This is a genomic window from Amycolatopsis echigonensis (assembly GCF_002846615.1).
Classification (GTDB): domain Bacteria; phylum Actinomycetota; class Actinomycetes; order Mycobacteriales; family Pseudonocardiaceae; genus Amycolatopsis; species Amycolatopsis echigonensis.
The window spans coordinates 2541883-2565779 of sequence record NZ_PJMY01000003.1 but is presented as its reverse complement, the minus strand read 5'-3'; the positions used below and the strand labels follow the sequence as shown (position 1 = coordinate 2565779).

The following is a 23897-nucleotide window of genomic DNA, read 5'->3' as shown; positions in this document are numbered from 1 at the left end:
GGGTTCCGTCCGGTGACCGGGAGCAGTAACCCCGGGGCCGGGTTGTGCATCAGGTTGTTTCGGAAGTACCGGCCCCGGGGCGGGAAGTGCAAGACGCGGGCGGAGCGAGTGCGCCCGTGAAGTTCAGTAGTAGTTGAAGTGCAAGTGCAGGACCGGTCAGGTGGCCGGGGCCGATCAGTGAACGGGCTCCGGGCAGTGGCCAGCGGCGTCAGCGTGCTGGGACCGATCAGGTGAAGGGGTTCCCCGGCGGTGGCGTTCGCAGGAAGTGAAAACGCAGTACCCAGCAGGAGAAAACCGGAAGAAAGGGAAAGGGAACATCATTGGATCGCCCGCAGCGGCCGGAAAGCGCCGCGCGGGTGCCGCAGTCCCATCGAGTTCGGAGGTGGTTCTCGGTCACGAATGAGCGATCCCCGCAACACCCGGCCGTATGCCGGACGCGGGTGCAGGAAGCCGGCCTTCGCGCCGGTTGACAATGGTGAAACCCAACCCTTGAGGACCCCGGGTGCCGCACAGGCACCCGGGGTCCTTTCTGACGTGGAGGTGGAATGATCCCTGACCAAGAAGGACCGGCCACGCCCAACGGGGCCGACAAGTTCGACGACGAGCACTACCCCGCCTACACCATGGGCCGGGCCGCCGACATGCTCGGCACCAGCCAGAACTTCCTGCGCAGCCTCGACGAAGCCGGCCTGATCACGCCGCAGCGTTCGCCAGGCGGACACCGCCGCTACAGCCGGCACCAGCTGCGCCTGGCCACCCGCGTACGGGAACTGGTGGACCAGGGCACCGCCGTGGAAGCCGCCTGCCGCATCGTCACCCTCGAAGACCAGCTCCACGAAGCCCAGCGCCTCAACGCGGAACTCCGCGCAGAGGACTGAAGCTTCCCGCTACCTGCCCCGGCACGCGACGTCGATGTCGCGTGCCGTTCGTGCGTTGTGGGGGAAAATGCCTGTGGTCGAATCGCCTTCGGTACCACTAGCGGCCATCCGCTAGCGCAAATCGCCGGACGGCGCGATGATCAAGCTGCTGCCGGAGCGCGGCGCGGCCCAAATCGCGACGGAGACCGCCGGGCAGACCCGGCAGAGATCTCCAAACGACAGTACGGATTCCCGGACGAACTCGCGGAGCTGCTGCGACCATGACCGATCCCCGCCTCGAAGACCATCTCACGCGCCACCTCGGCATCGGCGTGCTCGATACCCGCGTCGGCGACGTGGAGATCTGGCGGCACGAGCGTCCCGAGTTCGTCAGCTTCGCCACCCACGGCCTCTCCGCCGTGCCTATCCTCGCCATCTGCCCGCAGGAACTCGTCGCCTCCGTCCGGCACGGACAAGACGGCGCAGCCCGGTACCTCGTGCAGTTGACGCTGGAGCTGGTGATCGGCAATGACCGGGGCGTGGTCAACAACGAGATCATCCCCAATGGTCAGCCGCTGCTCGCGCGCACCGACATCAGCGGCATCCTCGTCGGCCCGCACCCCTACCTAGAAGAAAGCTTCGAGGCGATCTTCGACGACAACCGCCGCGCCGTCGCAGAGATGATGACCCTGATCCCGTTGGCCACACCCGAAATAGCCCACGCCGACAGCCGCGGCGTCGACGCGCTCATCGACCTGCTCGAGGACACCAACCCGCCCCTGCTCGACGTCACCCGCAGCTCGAACTAAACAACATCTGCGAGCTGCGTGCCGCGCAACGCGCCTTGGGCGGCCCTGGCCCGGGGCGGCCGGGGTGGCCAGCCTGAGACTGCGCAAACTGCAAAAGAGTGGTGGGCCGCCTGGGGCTCGAACCCAGAACCTACGGATTAAAAGCCCGCGGGTTCGATCGCGGCGATCTTGAAACGGGCTTCGATTGCAGGGCTTCTACCTGCGGTTTTGGCGACTTCAAGATCATGTTTGCGGTTGCTAACGGGCAGTCTGGGCTCCGTTATGTCTCCGTTCTTCCTGCTGTGCTCAAGCGGGTCCGCGACACGGGTTGACCTGGGGTTTTGCCTCGTTCGCGCGGGGGTTCGATGTCTGGCATTACCGTCTGACCGAACGGACGAAGGCAGGCGTGTGGAGGTTGATGGGTGGATACGAATGTCGTACCGCTGGGCGAGCGCATTCTGCGGTCCGTTCTGAATCACGTCGTCGCGAATGGTGATGCGGCGGAGACGAGCTATCTCGAAGCCAAGAGCACCGTGGACATCGCCTCGAAGCCGGGGCTGGTGAAGATCGCCAAGTTTCTCCTGGCCTGCGCGAACCGGCTGCCCGAGGATGCGGCCCGGCACTTCAAGGGCTACGCCGTGCTGGTGATCGGCGCGCAGCAAGGCGAGGCGGGTGGTGTCGCTCGCGGTGCGGAGCCCCACGAGCTCGCGGACCGGCTCCGGCCCTACCTGGGTGCGACGTTCCCCGGCTTCGAGTTCGGCCGGATCAGCGCGGACGGCGATCGGGAGGTGCTATTCGTCATCGGGCTGCCACCCGAGGACGGGCAACCGATCTACCCCTGCCACAAGGCGTACGGCGTGCCCGGAGAAGACCAGCTGGCCGATGGCGCGATCTACGTTCGCGATCACAGCAACACCAGGACCGCGAACGCCGGCGAGATCATGGCGCTGACCGACCGGGCTCGCGGTGTCCCGCGGCCTCCGATCACCCTCGACATCGACCTCCTCGGCTCCATCAGCCGGGTGGACCGGGTCGCGGAGATCCTCGACCGGCTGTATGACCTCGAAGAGCAGCAATACCTCGAGCCGCCGTCGAAGGAGAAGACGTCGCCGCTGCCTGGCTATGTCCCACCGGGACTGTTCGGCGACACGGTGACGCCGACGACCGAGGATCGGGCCGCGCGGCTGGACGCATGGAGGCAAGCGCGCCCGACGCACATCGAGGCAGGCCGTGCACACTTGTTCGGCGTAGCCCTCGACGGTGTGGGAGTGCGCGTGGTCAGCCGGGACCGGTTCGTCGCCAGACCGGAAATCGTCCTGACCTTCCACAACTGCGAGATCGCCGACTTCGACGAGCGTGACGAGGCGGACTTGTCGCGGCTGGTCGAGCCGGTCCGGGGGCGCGAGACTTCGCACTGGAGCGTGCTCGATTCGGTGGCTTCGCGGATAACCCCGCGCGGCTACCCAGTGGACTGGGCACAGCGCGGCGCGAACGCCGAGGTAACGCTCACACCGGAGTCGTTGCGGCCGAACGTGGAGTGGCGCACTGAAGTGGACGACTACGTGCTCGTGGCCCGCGACCCGCAGGCCACCTCCGTGCGCGTGACCTGGGTGCTCACCGAAGACAGCAGCGACCTGACAACCCAGGGCGAGATGGCCGTCCCCGCCGGCCCGCTCGTGGACGCCGCCGAACTGGTCAAGACGGCCTTCCTGAACGAGCACTGACACTCGATCCGCACGCGGACCTGCATGCGCCGGTCCGAACCCCGGACGCACGCCTCCCGGATAAGCGGGTGATCACCGCGCCCGGTCGGGCTGCGAAAGGATGGTGGCATGGAACACCTGTATTGGGATCTCGGCCCGTGCGTGGGTGCCACGTCCGTCGAGGTCGAATTGCGCGGAGTTCCTGCCAGGGTGTGCCTGATGGATGTCGAGGAGTACCAGGCTTACCTCGACGGCGAGGAGTACGAATACCACGGCGGTTACTGGGAAAGCAGCCCCACGATCCTCGATGTGCCTTACGACGCTCGCTGGTACCTCGTGGTCGATGGTTACGACGGACGGATCACCGCCACGGTGACGAAACTCGTTGACTGACGCCCTGACACTTTCGGTTAACGCGGGCCGCGGCGTTCGTCAACGGCGGCGCCGGGCCAGAGCAGGCTGCCGAGCCGTGCACCGAGGACGATGCCGATGCCGGTGGCGAATCCTGTGACAAGCCCGTCCCACGGCAGTTGAGGCTGTCGCTTCGAGCGGGATGTGGCGCGGCGCTGCGTGAGGCGCCCGAGGTTGCCGGTGTTCTCGGGCCGAACCGGGATGTCGCCTTCGCCCAGCCGAGGGAGTCGGTGCACGTGGTCGGCGGCTGCCGCGAGGCCGGCGGCGACCGGTTGTCCTTGCCAGACAAGGACTTCGAGAGTCGAGGCGTCGGCGTCGCCGAGTACGGCGAAGGCGTGATCGCCGGAGCAGACGGTGAAGCGGGTGCAGCCGTCGGCCTGCATCCGCCGCGCGTGCGCGAGCAGGGCGAGTTCGGCGGCGTCGGGTCCGGGCGTGACGCGCAGGGGTGCGACGCCGAGCGCCGCCAGGGTGGAGGCGGTGGCGTCGTCGGCGTCCTCGATGCAGGCGTAGGCGGCGACGGCGTGGTGCCACGGCCCGGCGGCGTCGAGCAGCGCGGTCATCCGGCTGCGCAAGGTTCGTCGCTTGGGCCGAAACCCCACCACGTTTTCCAGATCGACCAGCACGACCCGATCTGTCGGCAACATGCTCAGATCATTTCCGCTTCGGCTTGCGCTTTTTCTTTCCCTGCTTGGGTTTCGCGCCTACCGGTTGGGTTCGACGGTCGCCAATGAGATCCCGCCCGCCATTCATGTAGGAGGTGAGCTTGCCCTCCCAGCAGTTCGACAGCTCGTAGGCCAGTCTGGTTCCGTGCTCGCACGCGACGCGGTCGTCCGGTGCGGTGGCGTTCTCGGCTGCTTCGGGCAGCAGGGTGTTCAGTTCGAGCGCGAGCGCGAGAATGCCGCTGCGAACACTCCCAGCCGGCGACATGTCGGGGACCGCGAGTGGGTCGTCGAGTTGGTCGGCGTTGCTCGTCGGCTGGTAGCCATCGGGGACCAGGCCGCTGATGTTCTCCACCACGAAGTCGGTGTAGGGCATCGACGGTGCTCGCCGCATCAGCACGGCGACGGCCTCGAACACCGGCGTCGCGTTGCGCGCGAGCACGGCGTCCTCGTCGTTGTCGCAGCGCAGCATGCGGCCGGCGGCCTCGGCGGTGCCGAACCCGTGCCACGCCGCCAGAAGCACGGCCGGCGTGTCCGCAGGCTCGGTCATCCGCAGCCGTGCGACGCACTCCGCGATCAGTTCCAGCGCACTGGGCTTGTGGCGAGCACCAGCTTCGGTTTCGGTCACGTCAACGACCGTAGCCAGCCACGGTGCGGACACCAACGGGTGATCGGGCAAGCCTCACGCCAACTCGTGCGGGCATCGGCCTGACGGGAAGGGCGAGGGGACCGGAGCGGCGATCAGGAACGCGCCGCCCCGGCCTTCTCGTGTGTCCGGTAGTCGCCCCGCGTGGTCGAACACCACCACTGGTTCGGCTTACTGCCAGACGACGGTGATGGGGTGATGGGGGCGGTCGAGGAAGAACCGGCCGCGCGTGGGGTCGGAGGTGTCGGTGCCGTCGGCGGGGATCTCGAACCGGACGTCCCGGTGCCGGAAGTCCCGGTGCCAGGTTCGGATCTCGTCGGCGACGCGGGCCGCCAGTTCGCCACCGTGGGGGCCGTGCCCGATGACGCCGGTTTCGGTGAGTTCGTGGCCGTCGCTGTCGTGGCCGCCGGGACGTTTGGCGAGGTAGGCCAACTCGCCGTCGCCGGGTACGGCCATCCCGGTGCGGAACATCGGGGTGATGCGGCCGGAGTCGATCGCGGTCTGCTCCGCGGGCATGCTGCGCAGGCCGCCGGGTAGCGCGCAGGTGAGCCAGAGGTACATCCACTCCAACGATTCCATCCGGGCGAAAGTGACCCCGGTCCACATCTCGCTGCGGGGCTGGTCGAGCACGCCGGTCAGCCGTTCGGGGGCGAAGGGCTGGTCCTGGTGGGATTGGAGGGTGACGGTGTTGTCGCCGGTCAGGTCGATCCGGCTGCGGGGGTCGTCGGCGATGCCGCCGCGCAGCGGGACGAAGCCGCACATCGCGTGTTCGGCGCTGCGCCAGCCACCGTCGGGGTCCCGCTCAAACGCGATCGAGCGCGACACGCTTCCGCGAATCCGCAGGGGTATCACCAGCCGCCCGCCGGGTGCCAGCTGGGAGAGCCCCCACTGGCCGCCTTCGGCGAGAAGTGGGAGGCCCGCTACCCGGCGATCATCAGGCTGTGGGAGAACGCGTGGGCCGAGTTCGTGCCGTTTCTCCAGTTTGACAAGGAAATCCGCACGGTGGTGTGCACCACGAACGCGATCGTTATCTTGAGCCCGCTGGCCTGTGTCGTCCATGTTGGACACGAGGAGGTGAGAGCCGGGCGACTGCGTGCTGGACGTGCTTATCTGCCGCCGTCCATCACGCGGATCTTCCGGAGGAGCAATGCTTGTTCAGCGGGTCGTTTCACCCGCCTCGCCGCTGGAGTCGTGGACCGTTCTGGGCGATGACGACGCCCCGGTCGGCCCGATCGAGCGGTATCTGGCCTATCTGACCGACATCGAGCGGTCCCCGAACACGATCAAGGCTTACGCCCATGACTTGAAGGACTGGTTCGCCTTCCTCGACGGTCGCGGCGTGGACTGGCGGGAGGTGCGGCTGGAAGACATCGGCGAGTTCGTCGCGTCTACCCGGCCAAGAAGGCGCTCGCTGCCGTCATGGCCAAGATCAAGACGACCTGCCGGAAGAACACGAACCAAACGCTCGCAGTCCTGCTGCTCCAGCTCAACCGGATGCTGCGGGGCTGGACCGCGTACTTCAAGTACGGATGCTCGAACGCGACCTTCAGCTACCTACGGTCATACTTGTGGAAGGAGATCGTCCGGTGGCAGAAACGCAAGCATCGACGCACCCCATGGAAGCAACTGCGTCGACGCTACGGCATCTGGCCCGCCGATGGCGATATTGGGCTGTTCGACCCCGCCAGGGTACGCGCGAAGCGCTACTACTACCGGGGCGCGCGCATCCCGTCGCCATGGCCGAGCGTCGCATGAGACCAACACGATCCCGCCGGGACTTGTGGAGAGCCCGGTGCCGGGACAACTGGCACGCCGGGTTCGGGAGGCGGCTCGGAGAAACCCACCCGCGGCAACGCGGGCACGGCGCTCCGAGCCGACCTCACTGATCCGTGTGCGGGTGTGAGGCCCGCGCCGCCGGTCCGTCGCAGCGGAGCGGTAGGAGCTGGGGGCAGCCGGGTCCGGTGAGACGACTGGACCGGGTGGAAAGCAGCCCCGACAACGACGGGAGGCACCGACACCAACGTCATGCCCCGCAACACGACGGCCCTGGTCACGACGTCGGCGACGGTCGGTTGGCGCATCTCGTGCCTCTCGATGCGGTCCACTCAGTGCACAATAGGATTTCAGACTTGCTAAGGTTAGCAAGTGTTGAACATGATGCCGTGGTGGCGCGTGCGTGAGGAGGAGCGTCCGTGAGCAGACCCCTCTACCAAGCGAAGGCCGAGTTCTTCAAGACCCTGGGCCACCCCGCGCGGATCCGGGTGCTGGAGCTGCTGAGCGAACGCGAACATGCCGTGGCGGAAATGCTGCCCGAGGTGGGGATCGAAGCGGCGAACCTGTCCCAGCAGCTGGCCGTGCTGCGCCGCGCCGGGCTGGTCGTGACCCGCAAGGAAGGCTCCACTGTCTACTACTCGCTGACCAGCCCGCACGTCGCGGAGCTGCTGCGGGTCGCGCGGCAGATCCTGACCGGTGTGCTCACCGGGCAGATCGAGCTGCTCGACGACCTGCGCGCTCCGGCCGGGTCGGCAGGGCCGCCTCCGCCGACGTAGGACTCGCGGAGCGCATGAGCCGCGGTCCACTGCGCCTGGTCCTCTGCTCAGTCGCCCAGGCGGACTGGACCGCACCCTTCTTGAGAACGACAGTCAGGAGCAGCGTGTGCTGAGCTTGTGGCGCAAGATCCGCCGGACCGGCCGGGTGGCCGAGCCCGCGCCACCTCGACCGAGCGGTGACATGCCCGCGGCCGCCGCTGCACTGGGCGGTTCGGTGCAGGTGCGGCACGTGGACGCCGGCTCGTGCAACGGGTGCGAGGTGGAGATCGGGTCGGCGTTCGGGCCGGTCTACGACGCCGAACGCTATGGCGCGCGCCTGGTCGCCTCGCCGCGCCACGCGGATGCGTTGCTGGTGACGGGGCCGGTGACGCGGAACATGGCGGCACCGTTGCGGCGCACCTACGAGGCGACCCCCGCGCCCCGGCTCGCGGTCGCGGTCGGGGATTGCGCCCGGAACTGCGGCGCGTTCGCTGGGGCTTACGGGCTGGCCGGTGCGGTGTCGGACGTGGTGCCGGTGGATCTGGAGATCGCGGGATGCCCGCCGCGGCCGGAGGCGATTGTCGAGGGATTGCGGAAGCTGACCGGTCGATGAACGTCGCTGCTGTCGGCTTCGGTGCGGCCATGGTGGTAGGGGTGCTCGGCACCGTTGCGGCGTTGGTCGTGCCGCAGCGGGTGCGCTCGGCGGTGGTGGGTGTCGGTACGGCGTTGGCCGGGGCCGCCGGTGTGACGGCGGGTGCCGCCGCGATGGCCGGTCAGGCGTTTTCCCTTGCCCTGCCGGGGGTGCTGCCCCTGTCCGGTGTCTCGTTCACGATGGACGGGCTGGGCGGCCTGTTCATGGCGGTCACCGGTGGCGTCGCGGTCGCCGCCGGGATGTACGGCATCTCCTACACCCGGCACGGCCTCGATTCCCGGCTGTTCCAGGCCGTGTTCCCGGTGTTCGTGGCGGCGATGCTGCTGGTGCCGGTCGCCTCCAGCGCGGGCACGCTGCTGGTGTGCTGGGAACTGATGGCGGCCACCTCGCTGCTGCTGGTGCTCGCCGAGCACCGTCGCCGCCCGGAGGTGGCGCGGGCGGGCCGCTGGTACGCGGTGATGACCCACCTCGGGTTTGTGACCATCCTGATCGGGCTTCTGGTGCTGGCCGGGCACGCCACCGGCGACTCGTTCCCGGCGCTGCGCGAGGCCGCCTCGCACCTGCCGCCCGCGACCGCGGGGCTGGTTTTCGTGCTGATGTTCGCGGGTTTCGCGTCGAAGGCCGGGATCGTGCCGCTGCACGCGTGGCTTCCCCGCGCTCATCCGGAGGCGCCGAGTCATGTGTCGGCGTTGATGTCGGCGGCGATGGTGAACCTCGGGGTGTACGGGATCGTGCGGATCGGGTCCGACCTGCTCGGCGGCGGCCCGCGGTGGTGGTGGCTGCTGGTGCTCACGCTCGGCGCGGTCTCGGCGGTGTACGGGATTCTGCAGGCCGCGATGGGGACCGATCTGAAGCGGCTGCTCGGGTACTCCACGACGGAGAACATGGGACTGGTCCTGGTCGGTGTCGGCGCGTCCGGCTTGTTCGCCGCGTCCGGTGACCACGTGCTGGCGGCGCTGGCGTTGAGCGCGGCGTTGCTGCACGTGATCGGGCACGCGGCGTTCAAGACCCTGCTGTTCCTCGCGGCCGGGTCGGTGCTGCACGCGACCGGCAGCCGCGACCTCGACGCGCTCGGTGGCCTGCGCGCCACGATGCCGGTGACGACGGCGGCGTTCGGGTGGGGCGCGCTGGCGGCGTCGGCGTTGCCGCCAGGGACGGCGTTCGTGTCGGAGTGGCTGCTGCTGCAAGCCCTGATCCACGGCCTGCCCACATCGGGCGTCGCGACGGCGATCGCGATGCCGCTGGCGGTCGCGGCGGTCGCCTTGACCGCCGGGCTGGCGGTGGCGACGTTCGTGAAGGCGTTCGGCGTCGGGTTCCTGGCCCGGCCCCGCAGTACCGCCGCGGAGAACGCGCACGAGAGCCCACCGACGATGCTGGCCGGGATGGGAGTGGCCGCCGCGGTCAGCGCGGTCCTGGCGGTCGCGCCCGCCCTCGTGCTGCCCAGTATCGCCACGGCTGCCAGCACGGCGCTGCCCTCGGCGGGGCCGGCGGTGACCGGAGCGGTCACGATGCGGCTGGCCGGGATCACCGGTGCCCTCTCACCGCTGATGCTCACGCTCGCGCTGCTGGCCGCCGTGCTCGTGGCGGCCGGGGCGGTGCGGCTGGTCGCAACCCGGCGGGCACGGCGGGCCGCCCGGTTGTGGGACTGCGGCGCCGGGCCGATGTCGGCGCGGATGGAATACACCGCGACCTCGTTCGCCGAGCCACTGCAGCGGGTGTTCGACGACGTCGTGCAGCCCGAAACCGACGTCGACGTCACGCACCACCGCGAATCCGCCTACCTCGTGCAAGCCGTGGAGTACCGGCGCCGCGTACCCGACCGGATCGAACGCCGCCTCTACCAGCCTGTGCTGACCGCGGTGTCCGCGTGGGGCCGGGTGGGACGCAGGCTGGCGACCGGGAGCGTGCACCGGTACCTCGGCTACGGCTTCTACACCGTGTGCGCCGTCCTGGTCCTGCTGGCGGTGACCCGGTGAGCGCGCTCGGGATCGTCGGCGGGGTGCTGCAGCCAGTCGTCGTGGTGGCCGCGTCCCCGGTGCTGGCCGGGGTAATGCGACAGGTCCGGGCCAAGCTGGAAGGCCGCGCCGGCGCAGGGATCGGACAGCCGTGGCGGGACCTGCGCAAGCTCTTCGGCAAGGAGCGAATCGCCCCGCGCGGCACGAGTGAGATTTTCCGGTTCGCGCCGCTGGTGCTGGTCGCCACGACACTGGTGGTCGCGGTGGTGGCGCCGTTCGCGACCACCGACTCCGCCGTGGCCGCGGTGGCGGACCTGTTCGCGGTGGTCGCGCTGCTCGCGCTGGGCACGGTCGCGCTGGCACTGGCCGGGCTGGACACCGGGACCGCGTTCGGCGGGATGGGCGCCAGCCGCGAGATGACGATCATCGCGCTGGTCGAGCCCACGTTGCTGGTGGCGATCTTCGCGCTGTCGGTGCGGGTCGGGTCGACCAACCTGGCCTCGATCGTCACCTCGACCCTGCACGACCCGGCGCGGGTGATCTCCCCGGCCAGCCTGCTCGCCGCGGTCGCGCTGATCGTGGTGATCGTCGCCGAGACCGGGCGGCTGCCGGTGGACAACCCCTCCACGCACCTGGAACTGACCATGGTGCACGAGGCCATGATCCTCGAATACGCGGGTCCGGACCTCGCGCTGGTCGAGCTCGCCTCGGCGATGCGGCTGACGGTGTTTCTCGGGTTGCTGGCGAACCTGTTCCTGCCCTGGGGCATCGCCACCACCGCCGCCCCGCTCGCGATCCTCGCCGGGGTGCTGGTGTGGGTGGTGAAGGTCGCGGTCCTGGGCACGGTACTGGCCGCCGGTGAGGTGTTCCTGGCGAAGCTGCGCCTGTTCCGGGTTCCCGAACTCCTCGCGGGGTCGTTCCTGCTCGCCCTGCTCGCGGTCGCCGCGTCGTTCTTCCTGGCCTGAATCGTGAATAGGCGAGTTGGTCTGTCAAGCCGCCTCCGGGTTGTTGGGGGTGAGGGTGACGTGCTGGCCGAGTCGTTCGAGTTGCGCGACGAGTCGGCGGACGTGGGCGTGGTCGGGCAGTCGGCTGGTGAAGTAGTCGCCGCCGAGGTCGCGGTAGGGCTGGTGGCGGTCGAGGAGGTGGTAGGCGATGACGAGGATGGAGTGGGCGACGGCGACGGCGGCGCGGTTCTTGCCGCGGCGGCCGGAGAGGCGCCAGTACTGCGCGGCGAGGTAGGTGTTTTTGGTGCGGGCGGCGGCGTGCGCGGATTCCACGAGTGCGGAGCCGAGCCATTTGTTGCCCTTGCGGGTGTGTCCGGGCCGGTGTTTGCCGGCGGACTCGTTGTTGCCGGGTGCGAGGCCGGCCCAGGCCGCGAGCCGGTGGGGGGAACCGAACGCGGTCATGTCGCCGCCGGTTTCGGCGATGAGCACCTCGGCGTTGCGGCGGGCGATGCCGGGGATGGACATCAGCAGGTCGAGTTGCTCTTGAAAGGGTCGCAGCCGTTCGGCGATCTCGTGGCAAAGCCGGGCGACGGTGGCGTCGGCGGCGTCGATGCGGGCGAGCATTTCCCGCACGAGGACGGCGTGGTGGGCGTCGAAGCGTCCGCGCAACGCCTGCTGCAGGATCGGGGTTTTGCGGCGCATGCGTCCCTTGGCCAGGTTCGCCAGCGCCGCGGGGTCCCGCTCCCCGTCGATCAAGGCGGCGAGCATGGCCCGGCCGGAGACGCTGACGGTGCTGGAGGCGACCGAGCTGAGTTTGATGCCGGCGTCTTCGAGGATCTTCTCCAGCCGCTGCACTTCGCGGGTGCGTTCCTCGATGACGGTCTTGCGGTAGCGGGTCAGGTCGCGCAGTTCCCGGATCGGGGGCGGCGGGACGAACGACGGGCGGACCAGCCCGTGCTCGACCAGCTGGGCGATCCACTCCGAGTCTTTGACGTCGGTCTTGCGTCCCGGGACGGCCTTGAGGTGCCCGGCATTGAGCAGCCAGCACTCCAGCGCGTCTTCGAGCAGGTAGAACACCGGTTTCCAGTAGTCCCCGGTCGCTTCCATCCCCGCGACCTCGACACCTTCGCCGAGCAGCCAGTCGCGCAGCGCGAGCACCTGATCGGTCATCGTCGCGAACGTGCGCGTCTCGGTCCTGCGGCGCTTGCCCTGCCCGGGCGTCCGGATCGTGACCGCCATCGTCTTTTTGCCGATGTCGATCCCCGCGCATCGCTGGATCACCACGTCCATCGCCTCGGCTCCTTCCGACGCAGTCGCGCCGTCCGGAGGAGCCTGTCGACAACGAGTCTGAATCACGCGCTCATGGCAGCACTACCGGGTACCGCAGGCTCCCGCGTCCCACTGACATTCGAGCACCCGGCATCAAGGCCACACGACGTCGCCGGACGACCCACACATTCTCACCCCTACCGAGCGACCCGGCCACGGGTCATGGAGCACTGACATGAAAGGACTTCGTCGAATGTCCGCTGAGGACTGGCTTCGTGAGTGACACCGCGTATGTGCAAGCGCTGGATCTGGCGTGTGGTGCGCTGCTGCTGACCGCGGTGCTCATCGTGTGGCGCCGCGAACTCGCGGTCATCATCCGGGTGTTCGCCGTTCAGGGACTGGCCTTGACGGCCCTGGTGGCGGTGCTGGCCGTGCACGAACGCTCGGTCGAACTGGGGTTCGTCGCGGCCGGGATCGCGGTGTTGCGGGTCGGTGTCCTGCCGTATCTGCTGCGCCGGGCGCTGGTGAAGGCCGGTGCGGCGCGGCGGGAAACCCGGCCGCTGGTCAACGTGGCCGCGTCCCTGCTGTCGGTGGCGGTGCTGACGATGCTGGCCTATGCGGTGTCGCAGCCGCTGATTGCGTTGGCGCCCTCGGCGGCGACGCAGGCGATCCCGGTCGGAATGACGGTGGTGCTGATCGGGTTCTTCGTGCTCGTCACCCGCCGCCGCGCCCTGTCCCAACTGGTCGGGTTCTTGTTGATGGACAACGGGATCACCGCGGTCGGGTTCCTCACCACCTCCGGTGCCGGCCTGGTCGTGGAGCTCGGGGTGTCCCTCGACGTGCTGCTGGCGGTGCTGGTGCTGCAGATCCTGGCGTCTCGGATGTGGGAGACCTTCGGCACCGCCGACCTCGACGAACTGCGGGAGCTACGCGACTCATGACCGCCGCCGTACTTTCTCCCGGAGGCGGTATGAACACCGCCTTGGTCCTCGCCCCGATCGTCGTGCCACTCCTCGGTGCCGCGGTGTACCTGCTGGGCGGGTGGCGACCAGCCACCCGATGGATCAGCGCCGGCTCCTCCGCCCTCGTGCTGGCTGCCGCGATTATCACGGCCGCCGCCGTGTCGGGGTCCGGGCCGCGCACGGCGCTGGCCGGGCTGATCCGGGTCGACGCGTTGTCGGCATTCATGCTGATCGTGATCGGCTCGGTCGCGCTGCTGGCGACCGCCGCGACCCCGGCGTACCTGCGCGGCGAAATCGACGCGGACCGGGCAACCGCACGCACCGCCGCCCGGCACAGCGTCCTGGTGCAGGTGTTCCTCGCCGCGATGGCCCTGGCGGTGCTGGCCGCGAACCTCGGCGTGCTGTGGGTCGCGATCGAAGCCACCACCATCGTCACCGCGTTCCTCGTCGGGCAACGACGCACCCGGACCGCGATCGAAGCGGCGTGGAAGTACGTGGTGATCTGCTCCACCGGCATCGCGCTCGCCCTGCTGGGCACGTTCCTGCTCAACTTCGCCGCCCAGCACGCCCCCGGCACGCCGGGCCTGGACCTCGCCGCGCTCGCCCACACAGCGCACAGCCTCGACCCGGGCGTGACGCGGATCGCCGTGGTGCTGCTCATCCTCGGGTTCGGCACCAAGGCCGGACTCACACCGCTGCACGCGTGGCTGCCCGACGCGCACAGCCAAGCCCCGGCGCCCGTGTCGGCGCTGATGTCCGGGGTGCTGCTGTCGGTGGCGTTTTACGCGATCCTGCGGGTCAAGGTCATCGCCGACGCCGCGCTGGGCACCGGGTTCACCCGCGCCGTGCTGATCGTCATGGCCTTGGCGTCCCTCGCGGTGGCGGCGTCGCTCCTGTTGGCGCAGCGGGACTACAAGCGGATGCTGGCCTACTCCAGCATCGAACACCTCGGCCTGGTCGCCCTCGGCGCCGCCGTCGGCAGCCCACTGGCACTGGCCGCTGCCCTGCTGCACGTCCTCGGTCACGGCCTGGCCAAGGCGGTGCTGTTCCTCGGTGCCGGGCGGCTGCTGCAGACCACCGGCACCAGTCGTATCGACGGTGTCCGCGGGCTGGCCGCGCGGCAACCCGTGCTGGCCGGGTGTCTGGGATTCGGGGTCCTCGCGTTGATCGGGCTGCCGCCGTTCAGCATCTTCGCCAGTGAACTGGGCATCGCCCGGTCCGGTTTCGCGGCGGGGCTCGGCTGGGTGACCGCTGCCGCGCTGCTCGTGGTGCTGGTGATCGCCGCTGCCCTGATCGGGCACACCAGCCGGATGCTGCTGGGCGCACCGCCGGACGGGCCGGGCGCGGCCACCGCTACCCGGCCGCTGCCGATCACGGTCGCCGTCGTCTTGACGGCCGGGCTGGTGGCATGTGCGGCCCTCGGTATCGCCGCTGGACCGCTGACCTCGTTGTTGCACACCGCCGCTACCGCCGTCACGGGGGCACCATGACCAGCGCGCCGTCGTCGTCGTTCAGCAGCGCGGCCGGATATCGCCGCACTGCCCGCACCATCGCCGCCGCCGAGCTACCGGAGCGGGCGCAGGCGTTACTCGAGCACGGACACCGCCTCGCGCTGGTCGCCGGACACGACGACGGCGACACGCTGCGAGCGGTGTACCTGTTCACCGCGACCGGCCCGGAGCGGCGCGTCGAACTACACGTCCGGCTCGATCCCGCCGACCCGCGGGTGCCCAGCCTGGCCGGGTTGTCCTTCGCGGCTGGGCGGTTCGAACGCGAGATGCGCGACCTGTTCGGCATCGTGCCCACCGACCACCCGCTGCCCCGTCGTCTGGTCCGCCACTTCCACTGGCCGGCTGGCTGGTACCCGATGCTGAGCGACGCTGGCGAACCCCCCGAGTTCGGCGACGTCGACGGCCCGTACCCGTTCCGCACCGTCGAAGGAGACGGCGTCTACGAGATCCCGGTCGGCCCGGTGCACGCCGGGATGATCGAACCCGGCCACTTCCGCTTCTCCGTCGTCGGCGAGACCATCCTCAACCTCAAAGCCCGCCTCTGGTTCGTCCACAAAGGACTGGAGAAGCTGTTTCAGGGACGCCGCCCCGAGCAGGCGCTCGACCTCGCCGAACGCGTCAGCGGTGACGCCGCCGTCGGGCACACCCTCGCGTTCTGCCACGCCGTCGAAGACGCATGCGGCATCCCGGTCTCCGAGGACGCCAACCGGCTGCGGGCGATCCTGCTGGAGCTGGAACGGCTCTACAACCACGTCACCGATCTCGGCGCGCTGTGCAACGACGTCGGCCACGCCATCCTCAACACCCACGCCCAGCGCGTCCGCGAACAACTGCTGCGGATCAACGACGACGTCACCGGGCACCGGCTGCTGCGCGGCGCGATCCGGCCCGGCGGCACGCGCGTCCACACCCTGCCCGACCCCGATCAGCTGGCCGCGATCGGCGCCGACGTCGCCGAGATCGTCGACCTCGCCCTGGGCAACAGCGTTGTCGCCGACCGGTTCACCGGCACCGCGATCCTCACCACCACGCAGGCCACGGACCTGGGCACCCTGGGGTATGTGGCCCGCGCCAGCGGCCTGACCGTCGACGCCCGCCATGACCATCCGTTCCTGGACGGGGCGTTTCCCCGCGTCGAGCACGTCCGCACCGAGGGTGACGTGCTGTCGCGGTTCCTGGTGCGCGCCGAGGAGATCGCCCAATCGATCAGGGCGATCACCTACCTGGCGGGCGAGATCGACGACGGGCTCGCGTCCTTCACCTCGGGTCTCGGCCGGCTCAGCGGTGCCGCACGCTCAGGGGTGGGCATCACCGAGGGCTGGCGCGGCACCATCGTGCACCGCGTGGAGATCACCACTGACGGGACGCTGTCGCGGGTGAAAATCGTGGACCCCAGCTTCTTCAACTGGCCCGCCCTGCCGGTCGCGCTGGCCGACACGATCGTCCCGGACTTCCCGCTGACCAATAAGAGCTTCAACCTCTCCTACGCAGGTAACGACCTGTAGACGCACTCACCGTGCGTGGCGTGTCGACGTACGCACGGTGTGTGCATTCTCGCATAAGTTAAGACTTGCATACTTCTTTAACTGCATAGACGATAGAGAAGTCGGCGTGGACGGGGTACGGGCTCGCCCGCGTGGGCGTCGGGACGGAGAAAAGGCGAAGACGATGAGTGAGTTCGTGACAGTGCTGCGAGGTCGCGTCCAGGGCGCGCAGCAAAAGCTGGCCACCGCTCGGGAAGCCGGGCACGACTACGAGATCTACCTGCACATCGCCCGCATCAAGGATCTGCTCGACCTGGCCGAACGCCATGGCATCGACACCACCGACTGGATCGACCCCGCGGAACTGACCACAACAGAGGCCAGGGGATAGCAACCATGACGTCGGCTTCTTCTGCGGACTCCAAGGCCCAGCGGGTGGCGATCGTGTCCGATGGCAGCGCCCTGCCCAGCGGCACCGACCTGACAGCGACGCTACGTGACGGCGCTGAGCTGATCAGTGGCCTGGCCCGCGTTCCCGTCCGGCCGACCGTCATCCTCGCCTCCGACGCGGCCGGCCTCGCGGCAGGCATCCGGGCGTTGCCCGCCGATATCGGCGCGGTCCTGCTGACCCGGGTGGCCCCTGCGCGGGCCCGCGAGGTGCAGCGGGAGCTGCAGGACAGCCACGCGCGTCCGCTATTGACCGACGAGGACGTCACCGCGATCGCCCTGGCCGCCGCGGCAGTGGACTCGCTGGCCAAGGCGGGGCGGCGAGCCCACGGCAGCAGGGTGGTCCTTGCCGGAGCGCGGGACCTGCCTGTCCTCACCTCGCTGCTCATGGCCACCGGGGTCGACGACATCACCACCTGGAACTCCTCCGACGCCACGATCTTTCCCTTGCACAACATCGTCTTCGGCGCCGACCTCGTGATCGACCTCATCGGGGAGCTGCCCTCCAGCGCGACCAGGCGGCTCGGCGGGCTCACCGTGATCACCCGCGAGGACACCGGCGCGGCACCGTACGCGGCGGCCGGGCTCCTGGGAGCCGCCGTGTACGCACCCGGCCTGGCCTTCGACGTCGAGATTCTCCGCGCGTGCGCCATCGCCCTCACCGACATCCCACCGTCGGGCAGGTCCGTGCCCTTCGTCAAAGGCATCGCCGTGACCCGCCTCGTCACCGACGCGGTAACCAGCGTCTTTCACACCCAACCCTCCCGCTGACCAACACCGGGAACCGCAACACAGGAAGCGGCACCATGACCACCTCGACGGACAACCGCCCAGCCGGTGCCATCCCTGGACTGGATCACGCACCCACCACCCATCACGCTCTGCTGGCGTGGGTGCACGAAGTCGCCGAACTCACCACGCCCGAGAAGGTGGTGTGGTGCGACGGCTCCGACGACGAATGGCGCCGCCTGACGATCTCGCTGGTCGAGGCCGGCACGCTGGTCCGCGTCCCGCAGAAACCCCACTCCTTCCTCGCCACATCGGACCCGCGCGACGTCGCGCGGGCCGAGGACCGCACGTACATCTGCTCCGAGAACGCCGACGACGCCGGGCCCACCAACAATTGGATGGACCCGGTCGACATGAACATCATCATGACCGAGCTCTACCGGGGCAGCATGAGCGGACGCACGATGTATGTGCTCCCGTTCTGCATGGGCCCCCTCGCCGAGGAGAACCCGAAACTCGGCGTGGAGATCACCGATTCCGCCTACGTCGCCGTCTCCATGCGGCTGATGACCCGCATGGGCGCCATGGCGCTGGAGAAGTTCGGTGAGGACGCCGACTTCGTGAAGGCCCTGCACTCGGTCGGCGCCCCGCTCAAGCCCGGCCAGGCCGATGTGGCGTGGCCGTGCAGCGACGTCAAATACATCACGCACTTCCCCGAGGACCGCACCATCTGGAGCTACGGCTCCGGCTACGGCGGGAACTCCTTGCTGGGCAAGAAAAGCTACGCTCTGCGGATCGCGTCGGTCATGGCCCGCGACGAAGGCTGGCTCGCCGAGCACATGCTCATCCTCAAACTCACCTCACCTGCAGGCGCGGTCCACTACGTCGCCGCCGCGTTCCCCAGCGCCTGCGGCAAAACGAACCTCGCCATGCTGCAACCGACCCTGCCCGGCTGGAAAGCCGAGACCCTCGGCGACGACATCGCCTGGATGCGCTTCGGCGACGACGGCCGCCTCTACGCCGTGAACCCCGAATTCGGGTTCTTCGGCGTCGCCCCCGGCACCGGCTACCGCACCAACCCGGTCGCGATGCGGATGGTCGAGCAGGGCAACACGATCTTCACCAACGTCGCGCTCACCGACACCGGCGACGTCTGGTGGGAAGGCATGACCGACACCGCGCCGGAGCACCTCACCGACTGGCAGGGCCGCGACTGGCACCCCGACTCCACCGAGCCCGCTGCCCACCCCAACTCCCGGTTCTGCACCCCCATCCAGCAGTGCCCGAGCATCGCCCCGGAATGGGACGATCCCGCCGGGGTGCCGATCTCGGCGATCCTGTTCGGCGGTCGCCGCGCCTCCACCATCCCGCTGGTGACCGAGTCCCGGCACTGGCAGCACGGCGTGTTCCTGGGCGCCACCCTCTCCTCGGAAACCACCGCTGCCGCCACCGGCGAGGTCGGGGTGGTGCGCCGGGACCCGATGGCCATGCTGCCCTTCACCGGCTACCACGTCGGCGACTACTTCGCCCACTGGCTGAGCCTCGGCGAGCGTGCTGATCCTGCGAAACTCTCGCGGATCTTCGGAGTCAACTGGTTCCGCCGCGGCGAGGACGGCCGATTCCTGTGGCCAGGGTTCCGGGAGAACTCACGAGTCCTCGCCTGGATCCTCGGTCGCATCGAGGGAACCGCCGACGCGACCGACACGCCGCTGGGGGCCGTGCCGACGGCTGGCGACCTCGACCTGACCGGCCTGGACATCAACCCCGCCGATGTCGACGAGGCCCTCACTATCGACCCGGCCGAGTGGTCAGCCGAACTCGACCTGATCCGCGACTGGTTCGCCACCGTCGGCGACAAGCTGCCCACGGCCCTGCGCGAGGAGTTCGACGCGCTGACCCGGCGCCTGGCATAACGCCCCACGATCCCGCGGGCGGAGCCGTCGGCGGCTCCCCGCTCGGCTCCGCCCGCGGTTCCACCACCTGCCACGCGTCTACTGGAGACAACGGATGAGAGCCGCCACACCGACCCCGATCGCCACTGGCGTCGCTCCGGGCAACAGGTTGCCGGGAGAGGTGACCAAGCGGCTCATGTTCTTCGCCGGCGGCGCTCACCCCGCCCTGGCTCAGCACATCGCGGACGAACTGGGCGCGTCGGTAACCCCGCAGACCGCGCACACCTTCGCCAACGGCGAGACCTTCGTGCGCTTCGACAAGTCCGTTCGCGGCTGTGACGCCTTCGTCCTGCACACCGCGACCGGACCGCTCAACACGGCGCTCATGGAACAGCTGATCATGATCGACGCGCTCAAACGAGCCAGCGCGAAACGCATCACCGTGATCTGGCCCTTCTACCCCTACGCCCGCCAAGACAAGAAACACCGAGGACGAGAACCCATCTCCGCCCGGCTCGTCGCCGACCTGCTCACCACCGCCGGCGCCCATCGCATCATCACCGTCGACCTGCACACACCCCAAGCCCAAGGGTTCTTCGACGGCCCCGTCGACCACCTCCTGGCGCAACCACTGCTCGCCGAGCACGTCCGGCGGCGCTACCAGGACTCGGCCATCACCGTGGTCGCTCCAGACGCCGGACGCGTCAAGCTCGCCGAAACCTGGGCCGACCTTCTCGGCGGGCAACCCATCGCGTTCATCCAGCACCGGAAATCCCTCCACGCCGAACATCCCGACACCGGCCAGCTCGTCGGCGACGTCGCAAACCGGCTGTGTGTAGTCGTGGACGACATGATCGACACCGCGACCACGATGGTCGGCGCCGCCCGACTCCTGAACGCCGCAGGTGCCGCTGGCGTCATTGCCGCTGCCACCCACGGCGTGCTTTCGGGTAACGCCGCTGCGCGCCTGAGTTCTAGCGGAATCCGGGAAGTCGTCCTCACCGACACCCTCCCCATTCCAGACGACAAGCACTTCACCCAGCTCAGCGTGCAATCCATCGCCCCCCCTGCTGACTCGCGCTATTGACGAAGTCTTCTCTGACGGATCGGTGACCAGCCTGTTCAACGCCGGTAACTGACCGGCGGGTTCCGAACGTAGCGACGCAACAGCGGGGAGTCGTTCATCGGCCGGGGTCGGGGCGATGGGCGTAGGAGCGGTGTTTTCCGACTCAGGCTTCGGCCAGTTCACGCAGCAGCTGATGGTGTGCAGCAGGTCGCGCTGGGTGTGCCAGTGCGGGGTGTGATCGGCCGTGGCCCCCGGACTCGCCGCAGTCACCGCCGTCACCAAACTGCTCGACCCGCCTCGCCAGCGAGCATGATTCCTTACACCACAACCGAACTACTACTACGGAGACTCATGCCATGGACGCCACCGTCTACACCAGTGAGCACCAGGGGCACACCTACAGCATCTCGGTGGACAACGAACGCAACCCGTATCGACGGGACTGGGAAGTGGGGCTGGAACACGCCGACCAGGACGGCAAGGCTGTGGACGACTGGCAGCGCGGTTCTCGGGCGTTCTCTTCCCGGGACGCGCAACTGGAGTTCGTCCGGCGCCGGCTCGCCACGCTGTCCGGTTGCGGCGCAACGGCCTGGCACGCCGTGGCCGACGAGGGCGACGCGGTCCGCGACATCGCGGCCGTCGTTTCGGCCTGTTGGTCGAGGCGGTACCGCCGGAGAACTTCGGCCCGTTCGGCCGAGATTGAAGTTGGCCCTCGGGTGCCGTCGTTGGCCCATATGGACCAGCGTTGGCCGGACATACTTCCGCAGTGTTCATTGTCGAACTCCGGGAACAGCGACGCCGGGAACCCGTGCTCGGCGTACTGTCCGTCGGCCTACGATGCCTGGCTCAGCCGTGGAACGCCAATCGGCTTTCGCCCGGTGTGGACGATCGCCGCGAATCGCCGTCCGATCCTCCGCGCTCAGCGCCGCGACACCGGCGCGGCCGCGAGCGGAATGCCTCCCGCGGGTGCGCAACTCGAAATCCGTCGCTACCGAGCACGTCCGGCAGGACGTCGTCCAGGTCGGGGTGGGCCAGCGTAAAGGCGGGATCTCCATGACGCGTGCTCGTGACAACGCCGCCGGTCCGGACCGGCAGTCCTGGGTGGACCGGATCGACGCGCCCGAGGCGGTCCGGGGCGCTTCGACCGGGTTCAGCGTTCTCCTCATCGGCGGGTTGGTCCAGCCACTGGTCGTGGCCTTGGTACCGGTCCTGGGTTATGTGTGGCTTCCGCTTGTCGCTGTGGTCGCGTTCTTCGTTGCTTCAAGGCGAATCGGCAACGCCAGCCTTCCCGTGGTACACGGCGCGCTAGCCGCGCTGTGCAGCTATCTGCTCGCGCTTCCGTTGTCCTTGCTCGTACCAGCGGGCCGCGATCCTCTCCAGATCGGGCTGACGGCGGCTACGGCTGTGGTGGTCGGCGGCGCGTCCGGCTTTTTTCGCGGACGCATGAGCGGAGTGGAAAAATCCGGAGATTCGTAGTGATGGCAACGGTTCTGTGGCTTCCAAGCAGGATTCGACGATCCTAGCGTGGCGGAATCGCGCGAGACTCGTTTCCCAGGTGAGTCCCGCCGGACAGAACTGACTCGAAGTCCACCAAGACTCGAAGTCGACCAAGGAGTGCACCGATGACGACGCACGCAGCGGCACCGCCCAAGGCGAAAGGCCGGCAGCGCCGGAAGGCGAGCCGGCGATCAGGCCTGGGTTCCGCGGTCGCGCGTCCGCTGGAGCAGGCCGGCGAAATGGTGTGGCTGATGGGCGACGTGCTCTACTCCGCCCTCCGGCACCCTGTTGGCTACTGGGGCGAAGTTCGTGAGCAGATGTTCCAGACGCTGAAGCTGTGCTGGATCCCGATGATCATCTCGACCACGGCCTTCGGCCTTGGGGCTCCGGGGCTGCAGGGCGGGAACATCTTCTCCCTTTTCGGTATCCCCGAACGGCTTGGCTCGTTCTTCATCATGGCGAGCGTCCGCGAGTTCGCGCCCTGGATCAACGCGATGGTCGTGGCCGGCGTGATGGGCACCGCGATCACTGCGGACCTCGGTGCCCGCCGCATCCGTGAAGAGATCGACGCGATGGAAGTCCTGGGCGTCGACCCGATCCGGACGCTCATCGTGCCGCGGGTGGTCGCGATGACGTTGATCACGGGGCTGATGGACCTGGTGGCGCTGGCTTTCGGTGTCGTGGGCGGGTACATCGCCGCCGTGCCGATCCTCAAGGCGAACAGCAGCGCGTTCTTCGGCAGCTTCTTCGACAACGCGACGACGACCGACCTCTGGGCGAGCGTGGTCAAGACGTCGATCTTCGGGCTGATCATCGGCGTCGTCTGCTGCTACAAGGGCTTGCACACCGGCGGCGGGCCGATCGGGGTGGGGCGGGCGGTCAACCAGGCCGTGGTGATCGCGTTCGCGGCGATTTGGATCTTCAACGCGGTCTTCACCGCGATCATGCTCGGTCTCAACCCCGAGATGCAGATCTACAAGTGACGAGGCGGGGAGAAGACACCGTGACCCGAGCTGTGCAGAACGGCGGAGTCGGCGAAAAGAAGCTGCCCGGTGCGCCGAAGCCCGCCGACGTCGAGATTTCGTTCAAGGGCATGGCGACTTCGGTCAAGTCCGCGGTCGAAACCGGCGGCGATATCGCCCGGTTCTCCGGCCGGACGATCCGGGCGTTGCCCGATCTCCGGCACTCCGCCACCGAAGTCTTCCACCAGTGCGGCGTGCTCATCCTGTCCAGCGGGCTCGTCATCTGGCTCATGCAGTTCGTGATCGGGTACGAGTGCGGCCTCGAAGGCAACTACACGCTCAAGCAGATCGGCGTTCCCCTCTATTCGGGAATCTTCAACGCCTGGTGCGCGATCCGCGAGATGGCGCCGTACATGTGGGGCTACATCTTCGCGGCGAAGGTCGGCTGCGGCCTGGTCGCCGAGATCGGCTCGATGCGCATCTCGGACGAGATCGACGCCATGGAGGTCATGGGCGTCAAGTCGAGGAGCTACCTGGTCGGCAGCCGCATCGTCGCGGCCTGGATCGCGATGCCGTTCCTCTACGTGGTGGGCCTCGGGATCATGTACATCGGGGAGTTCCTCACGACGGTGAAGATGCTCGGCGGAGTTTCCCCCGGTGGTTACAATTTCATCTTCTGGCTCTACCAGAACCCGCAGGATCTATTTTTCTCCCTGTGCAAGGTGATGGCCATGGGAACGGCGATCATCTTCGTCGGCTGCTACTACGGATACAACGCCAGTGGCGGATCCGTCGGTGTGGGAAGAAATACGGCGAAGTCGATGATGCTGAACATGGTGCTGATACATATCATCGGTGTATTGGGGACGCAGCTCTTCTGGGGGTTAGCGCCGAATGCACCCATCGCCAACTGATCAGCACGCCGCCCCTTCGTC

General features: G+C 68.5%; 23 protein-coding genes and 3 pseudogenes. 22 read left to right on the top strand and 4 right to left on the bottom strand.

Going from position 1 to position 23897, the window contains the following annotated elements:
* Window positions 1-545: 545 nt before the first annotated feature.
* From ATK30_RS16910 to ATK30_RS16890, 4 genes are all read left to right on the top strand, one after another.
* The gene (locus ATK30_RS16910) at window positions 546-878 is read left to right on the top strand and encodes a MerR family transcriptional regulator (protein ID WP_101436394.1); all 333 of its coding nucleotides are present in this window, start codon (window positions 546-548) and stop codon (window positions 876-878) included.
* Between the two features lie 260 nt (window positions 879-1138).
* Complete coding sequence (locus ATK30_RS16905) at window positions 1139-1666, top strand: suppressor of fused domain protein (RefSeq protein WP_101436393.1); 528 nt, start codon at window positions 1139-1141, stop codon at window positions 1664-1666.
* 401 nt (window positions 1667-2067) lie between these two features.
* On the top strand, window positions 2068-3369 hold the full coding sequence (locus tag ATK30_RS16895; RefSeq protein WP_101436392.1) for a hypothetical protein: 1302 nt from the start codon (window positions 2068-2070) through the stop codon (window positions 3367-3369).
* Window positions 3370-3477: 108 nt separating this feature from the next.
* A complete protein-coding gene (locus tag ATK30_RS16890) occupies window positions 3478-3741 on the top strand; it encodes a DUF1883 domain-containing protein (RefSeq protein ID WP_101436391.1) in 264 nt (87 codons plus the stop codon).
* Between the two features lie 17 nt (window positions 3742-3758).
* On the opposite strand, the gene ATK30_RS16885 is transcribed toward ATK30_RS16890, so the two are convergent.
* The 3 genes from ATK30_RS16885 to ATK30_RS16875 all read right to left on the bottom strand — a co-directional run bounded on the left by ATK30_RS16885 (window position 3759) and on the right by ATK30_RS16875 (window position 5889).
* Window positions 3759-4382 (bottom strand): hypothetical protein, encoded by a 624-nt coding sequence (locus ATK30_RS16885; RefSeq protein WP_143271398.1) that lies wholly within the window; start codon window positions 4380-4382, stop codon window positions 3759-3761.
* 28 nt (window positions 4383-4410) lie between these two features.
* Window positions 4411-5046, bottom strand: a complete 636-nt coding sequence (locus ATK30_RS16880) for a hypothetical protein (RefSeq protein WP_143271397.1) — start codon at window positions 5044-5046, stop codon at window positions 4411-4413.
* Window positions 5047-5235: 189 nt separating this feature from the next.
* A complete protein-coding gene (locus tag ATK30_RS16875) occupies window positions 5236-5889 on the bottom strand; it encodes a class I SAM-dependent methyltransferase (RefSeq protein ID WP_183123704.1) in 654 nt (217 codons plus the stop codon).
* A 78-nt stretch (window positions 5890-5967) separates the two neighbouring features.
* Here ATK30_RS16875 and ATK30_RS44485 point away from each other — a divergent pair.
* The 7 genes and pseudogenes from ATK30_RS44485 to ATK30_RS16845 form a co-directional block, all read left to right on the top strand.
* Window positions 5968-6102 (top strand): annotated as a pseudogene (locus tag ATK30_RS44485) (transposase); the annotation flags it as partial.
* 109 nt (window positions 6103-6211) lie between these two features.
* A pseudogene (locus ATK30_RS16870) lies at window positions 6212-6451 on the top strand (site-specific integrase); the annotation flags it as partial.
* Between the two features lie 32 nt (window positions 6452-6483).
* Complete coding sequence (locus ATK30_RS16865) at window positions 6484-6819, top strand: group II intron maturase-specific domain-containing protein (RefSeq protein ID WP_101436388.1); 336 nt, start codon at window positions 6484-6486, stop codon at window positions 6817-6819.
* Window positions 6820-7256: 437 nt separating this feature from the next.
* Window positions 7257-7613, top strand: a complete 357-nt coding sequence (locus ATK30_RS16860; protein ID WP_101436387.1) for an ArsR/SmtB family transcription factor — start codon at window positions 7257-7259, stop codon at window positions 7611-7613.
* A gap of 106 nt (window positions 7614-7719) precedes the next feature.
* A complete protein-coding gene (locus tag ATK30_RS16855; protein ID WP_208637361.1) occupies window positions 7720-8205 on the top strand; it encodes an NADH-quinone oxidoreductase subunit B family protein in 486 nt (161 codons plus the stop codon).
* Window positions 8202-10220, top strand: coding sequence for a proton-conducting transporter transmembrane domain-containing protein (locus ATK30_RS16850; protein WP_101436386.1), 2019 nt, complete (start codon window positions 8202-8204; stop codon window positions 10218-10220). The genes ATK30_RS16855 and ATK30_RS16850 overlap by 4 nt, the downstream gene beginning before the upstream one ends.
* Window positions 10217-11164, top strand: coding sequence for a respiratory chain complex I subunit 1 family protein (locus ATK30_RS16845; protein WP_101436385.1), 948 nt, complete (start codon window positions 10217-10219; stop codon window positions 11162-11164). The genes ATK30_RS16850 and ATK30_RS16845 overlap by 4 nt, the downstream gene beginning before the upstream one ends.
* Before the next feature lie 24 nt (window positions 11165-11188).
* Here ATK30_RS16845 and ATK30_RS16840 read toward each other — a convergent pair whose 3' ends face one another.
* A complete protein-coding gene (locus ATK30_RS16840) occupies window positions 11189-12433 on the bottom strand; it encodes an IS110 family RNA-guided transposase (RefSeq protein ID WP_101436384.1) in 1245 nt (414 codons plus the stop codon).
* Between the two features lie 254 nt (window positions 12434-12687).
* Here ATK30_RS16840 and ATK30_RS16835 point away from each other — a divergent pair, with 254 nt between their 5' ends.
* From ATK30_RS16835 to ATK30_RS16785, 11 genes and pseudogenes are all read left to right on the top strand, one after another.
* Window positions 12688-13353, top strand: a complete 666-nt coding sequence (locus ATK30_RS16835; protein ID WP_101436383.1) for a hypothetical protein — start codon at window positions 12688-12690, stop codon at window positions 13351-13353.
* 29 nt (window positions 13354-13382) lie between these two features.
* On the top strand, window positions 13383-14864 hold the full coding sequence (locus ATK30_RS16830) for a proton-conducting transporter transmembrane domain-containing protein (protein WP_101436382.1): 1482 nt from the start codon (window positions 13383-13385) through the stop codon (window positions 14862-14864).
* Window positions 14861-16390, top strand: a complete 1530-nt coding sequence (locus ATK30_RS16825) for a hydrogenase large subunit (RefSeq protein WP_101436381.1) — start codon at window positions 14861-14863, stop codon at window positions 16388-16390. Before ATK30_RS16830 ends, ATK30_RS16825 begins: the two co-directional genes overlap by 4 nt.
* Window positions 16391-16553: 163 nt before the next feature.
* Window positions 16554-16760, top strand: a complete 207-nt coding sequence (locus tag ATK30_RS16820; protein WP_101436380.1) for a hypothetical protein — start codon at window positions 16554-16556, stop codon at window positions 16758-16760.
* 44 nt (window positions 16761-16804) lie between these two features.
* Complete coding sequence (locus ATK30_RS16815) at window positions 16805-17587, top strand: hypothetical protein (protein WP_143271396.1); 783 nt, start codon at window positions 16805-16807, stop codon at window positions 17585-17587.
* Between the two features lie 35 nt (window positions 17588-17622).
* On the top strand, window positions 17623-19458 hold the full coding sequence (locus ATK30_RS16810; protein ID WP_101436378.1) for a phosphoenolpyruvate carboxykinase (GTP): 1836 nt from the start codon (window positions 17623-17625) through the stop codon (window positions 19456-19458).
* 175 nt (window positions 19459-19633) lie between these two features.
* Window positions 19634-20576: pseudogene (locus tag ATK30_RS16805) on the top strand (ribose-phosphate diphosphokinase).
* A gap of 283 nt (window positions 20577-20859) precedes the next feature.
* Window positions 20860-21543 (top strand): hypothetical protein, encoded by a 684-nt coding sequence (locus ATK30_RS46195; RefSeq protein ID WP_229857379.1) that lies wholly within the window; start codon window positions 20860-20862, stop codon window positions 21541-21543.
* Between the two features lie 61 nt (window positions 21544-21604).
* Entirely contained in the window at window positions 21605-21979 is a 375-nt protein-coding gene (locus tag ATK30_RS16795) for a hypothetical protein (RefSeq protein WP_244194633.1), read from the top strand.
* A gap of 146 nt (window positions 21980-22125) precedes the next feature.
* Complete coding sequence (locus ATK30_RS16790) at window positions 22126-22983, top strand: MlaE family ABC transporter permease (protein WP_101436377.1); 858 nt, start codon at window positions 22126-22128, stop codon at window positions 22981-22983.
* Window positions 22984-23003: 20 nt separating this feature from the next.
* Window positions 23004-23876: an ABC transporter permease gene (locus ATK30_RS16785; protein WP_101436376.1), complete on the top strand. Its 873-nt coding sequence runs from the start codon at window positions 23004-23006 to the stop codon at window positions 23874-23876.
* Window positions 23877-23897: the final 21 nt, after the last annotated feature.

Bases quoted from the DNA above. Each gene is read 5' to 3' on its own strand.
- ATK30_RS16905 (WP_101436393.1), top strand. From the start codon at position 1,139: ATGACCGATCCCCGCCTCGAAGACCATCTCACGCGCCACCTCGGCATC.
- ATK30_RS16850 (WP_101436386.1), top strand. From the start codon at position 8,202: ATGAACGTCGCTGCTGTCGGCTTCGGTGCGGCCATGGTGGTAGGGGTG.
- ATK30_RS46195 (WP_229857379.1), top strand. From the start codon at position 20,860: ATGGACGCCACCGTCTACACCAGTGAGCACCAGGGGCACACCTACAGC.
- ATK30_RS16840 (WP_101436384.1), bottom strand. From the start codon at position 12,433: ATGGACGTGGTGATCCAGCGATGCGCGGGGATCGACATCGGCAAAAAG.
- ATK30_RS16865 (WP_101436388.1), top strand. From the start codon at position 6,484: ATGGCCAAGATCAAGACGACCTGCCGGAAGAACACGAACCAAACGCTC.
- ATK30_RS16790 (WP_101436377.1), top strand. From the start codon at position 22,126: ATGACGACGCACGCAGCGGCACCGCCCAAGGCGAAAGGCCGGCAGCGC.
- ATK30_RS16890 (WP_101436391.1), top strand. From the start codon at position 3,478: ATGGAACACCTGTATTGGGATCTCGGCCCGTGCGTGGGTGCCACGTCC.
- ATK30_RS16825 (WP_101436381.1), top strand. From the start codon at position 14,861: ATGACCAGCGCGCCGTCGTCGTCGTTCAGCAGCGCGGCCGGATATCGC.
- ATK30_RS16910 (WP_101436394.1), top strand. From the start codon at position 546: ATGATCCCTGACCAAGAAGGACCGGCCACGCCCAACGGGGCCGACAAG.
- ATK30_RS16810 (WP_101436378.1), top strand. From the start codon at position 17,623: ATGACCACCTCGACGGACAACCGCCCAGCCGGTGCCATCCCTGGACTG.
- ATK30_RS16820 (WP_101436380.1), top strand. From the start codon at position 16,554: ATGAGTGAGTTCGTGACAGTGCTGCGAGGTCGCGTCCAGGGCGCGCAG.
- ATK30_RS16830 (WP_101436382.1), top strand. From the start codon at position 13,383: ATGAACACCGCCTTGGTCCTCGCCCCGATCGTCGTGCCACTCCTCGGT.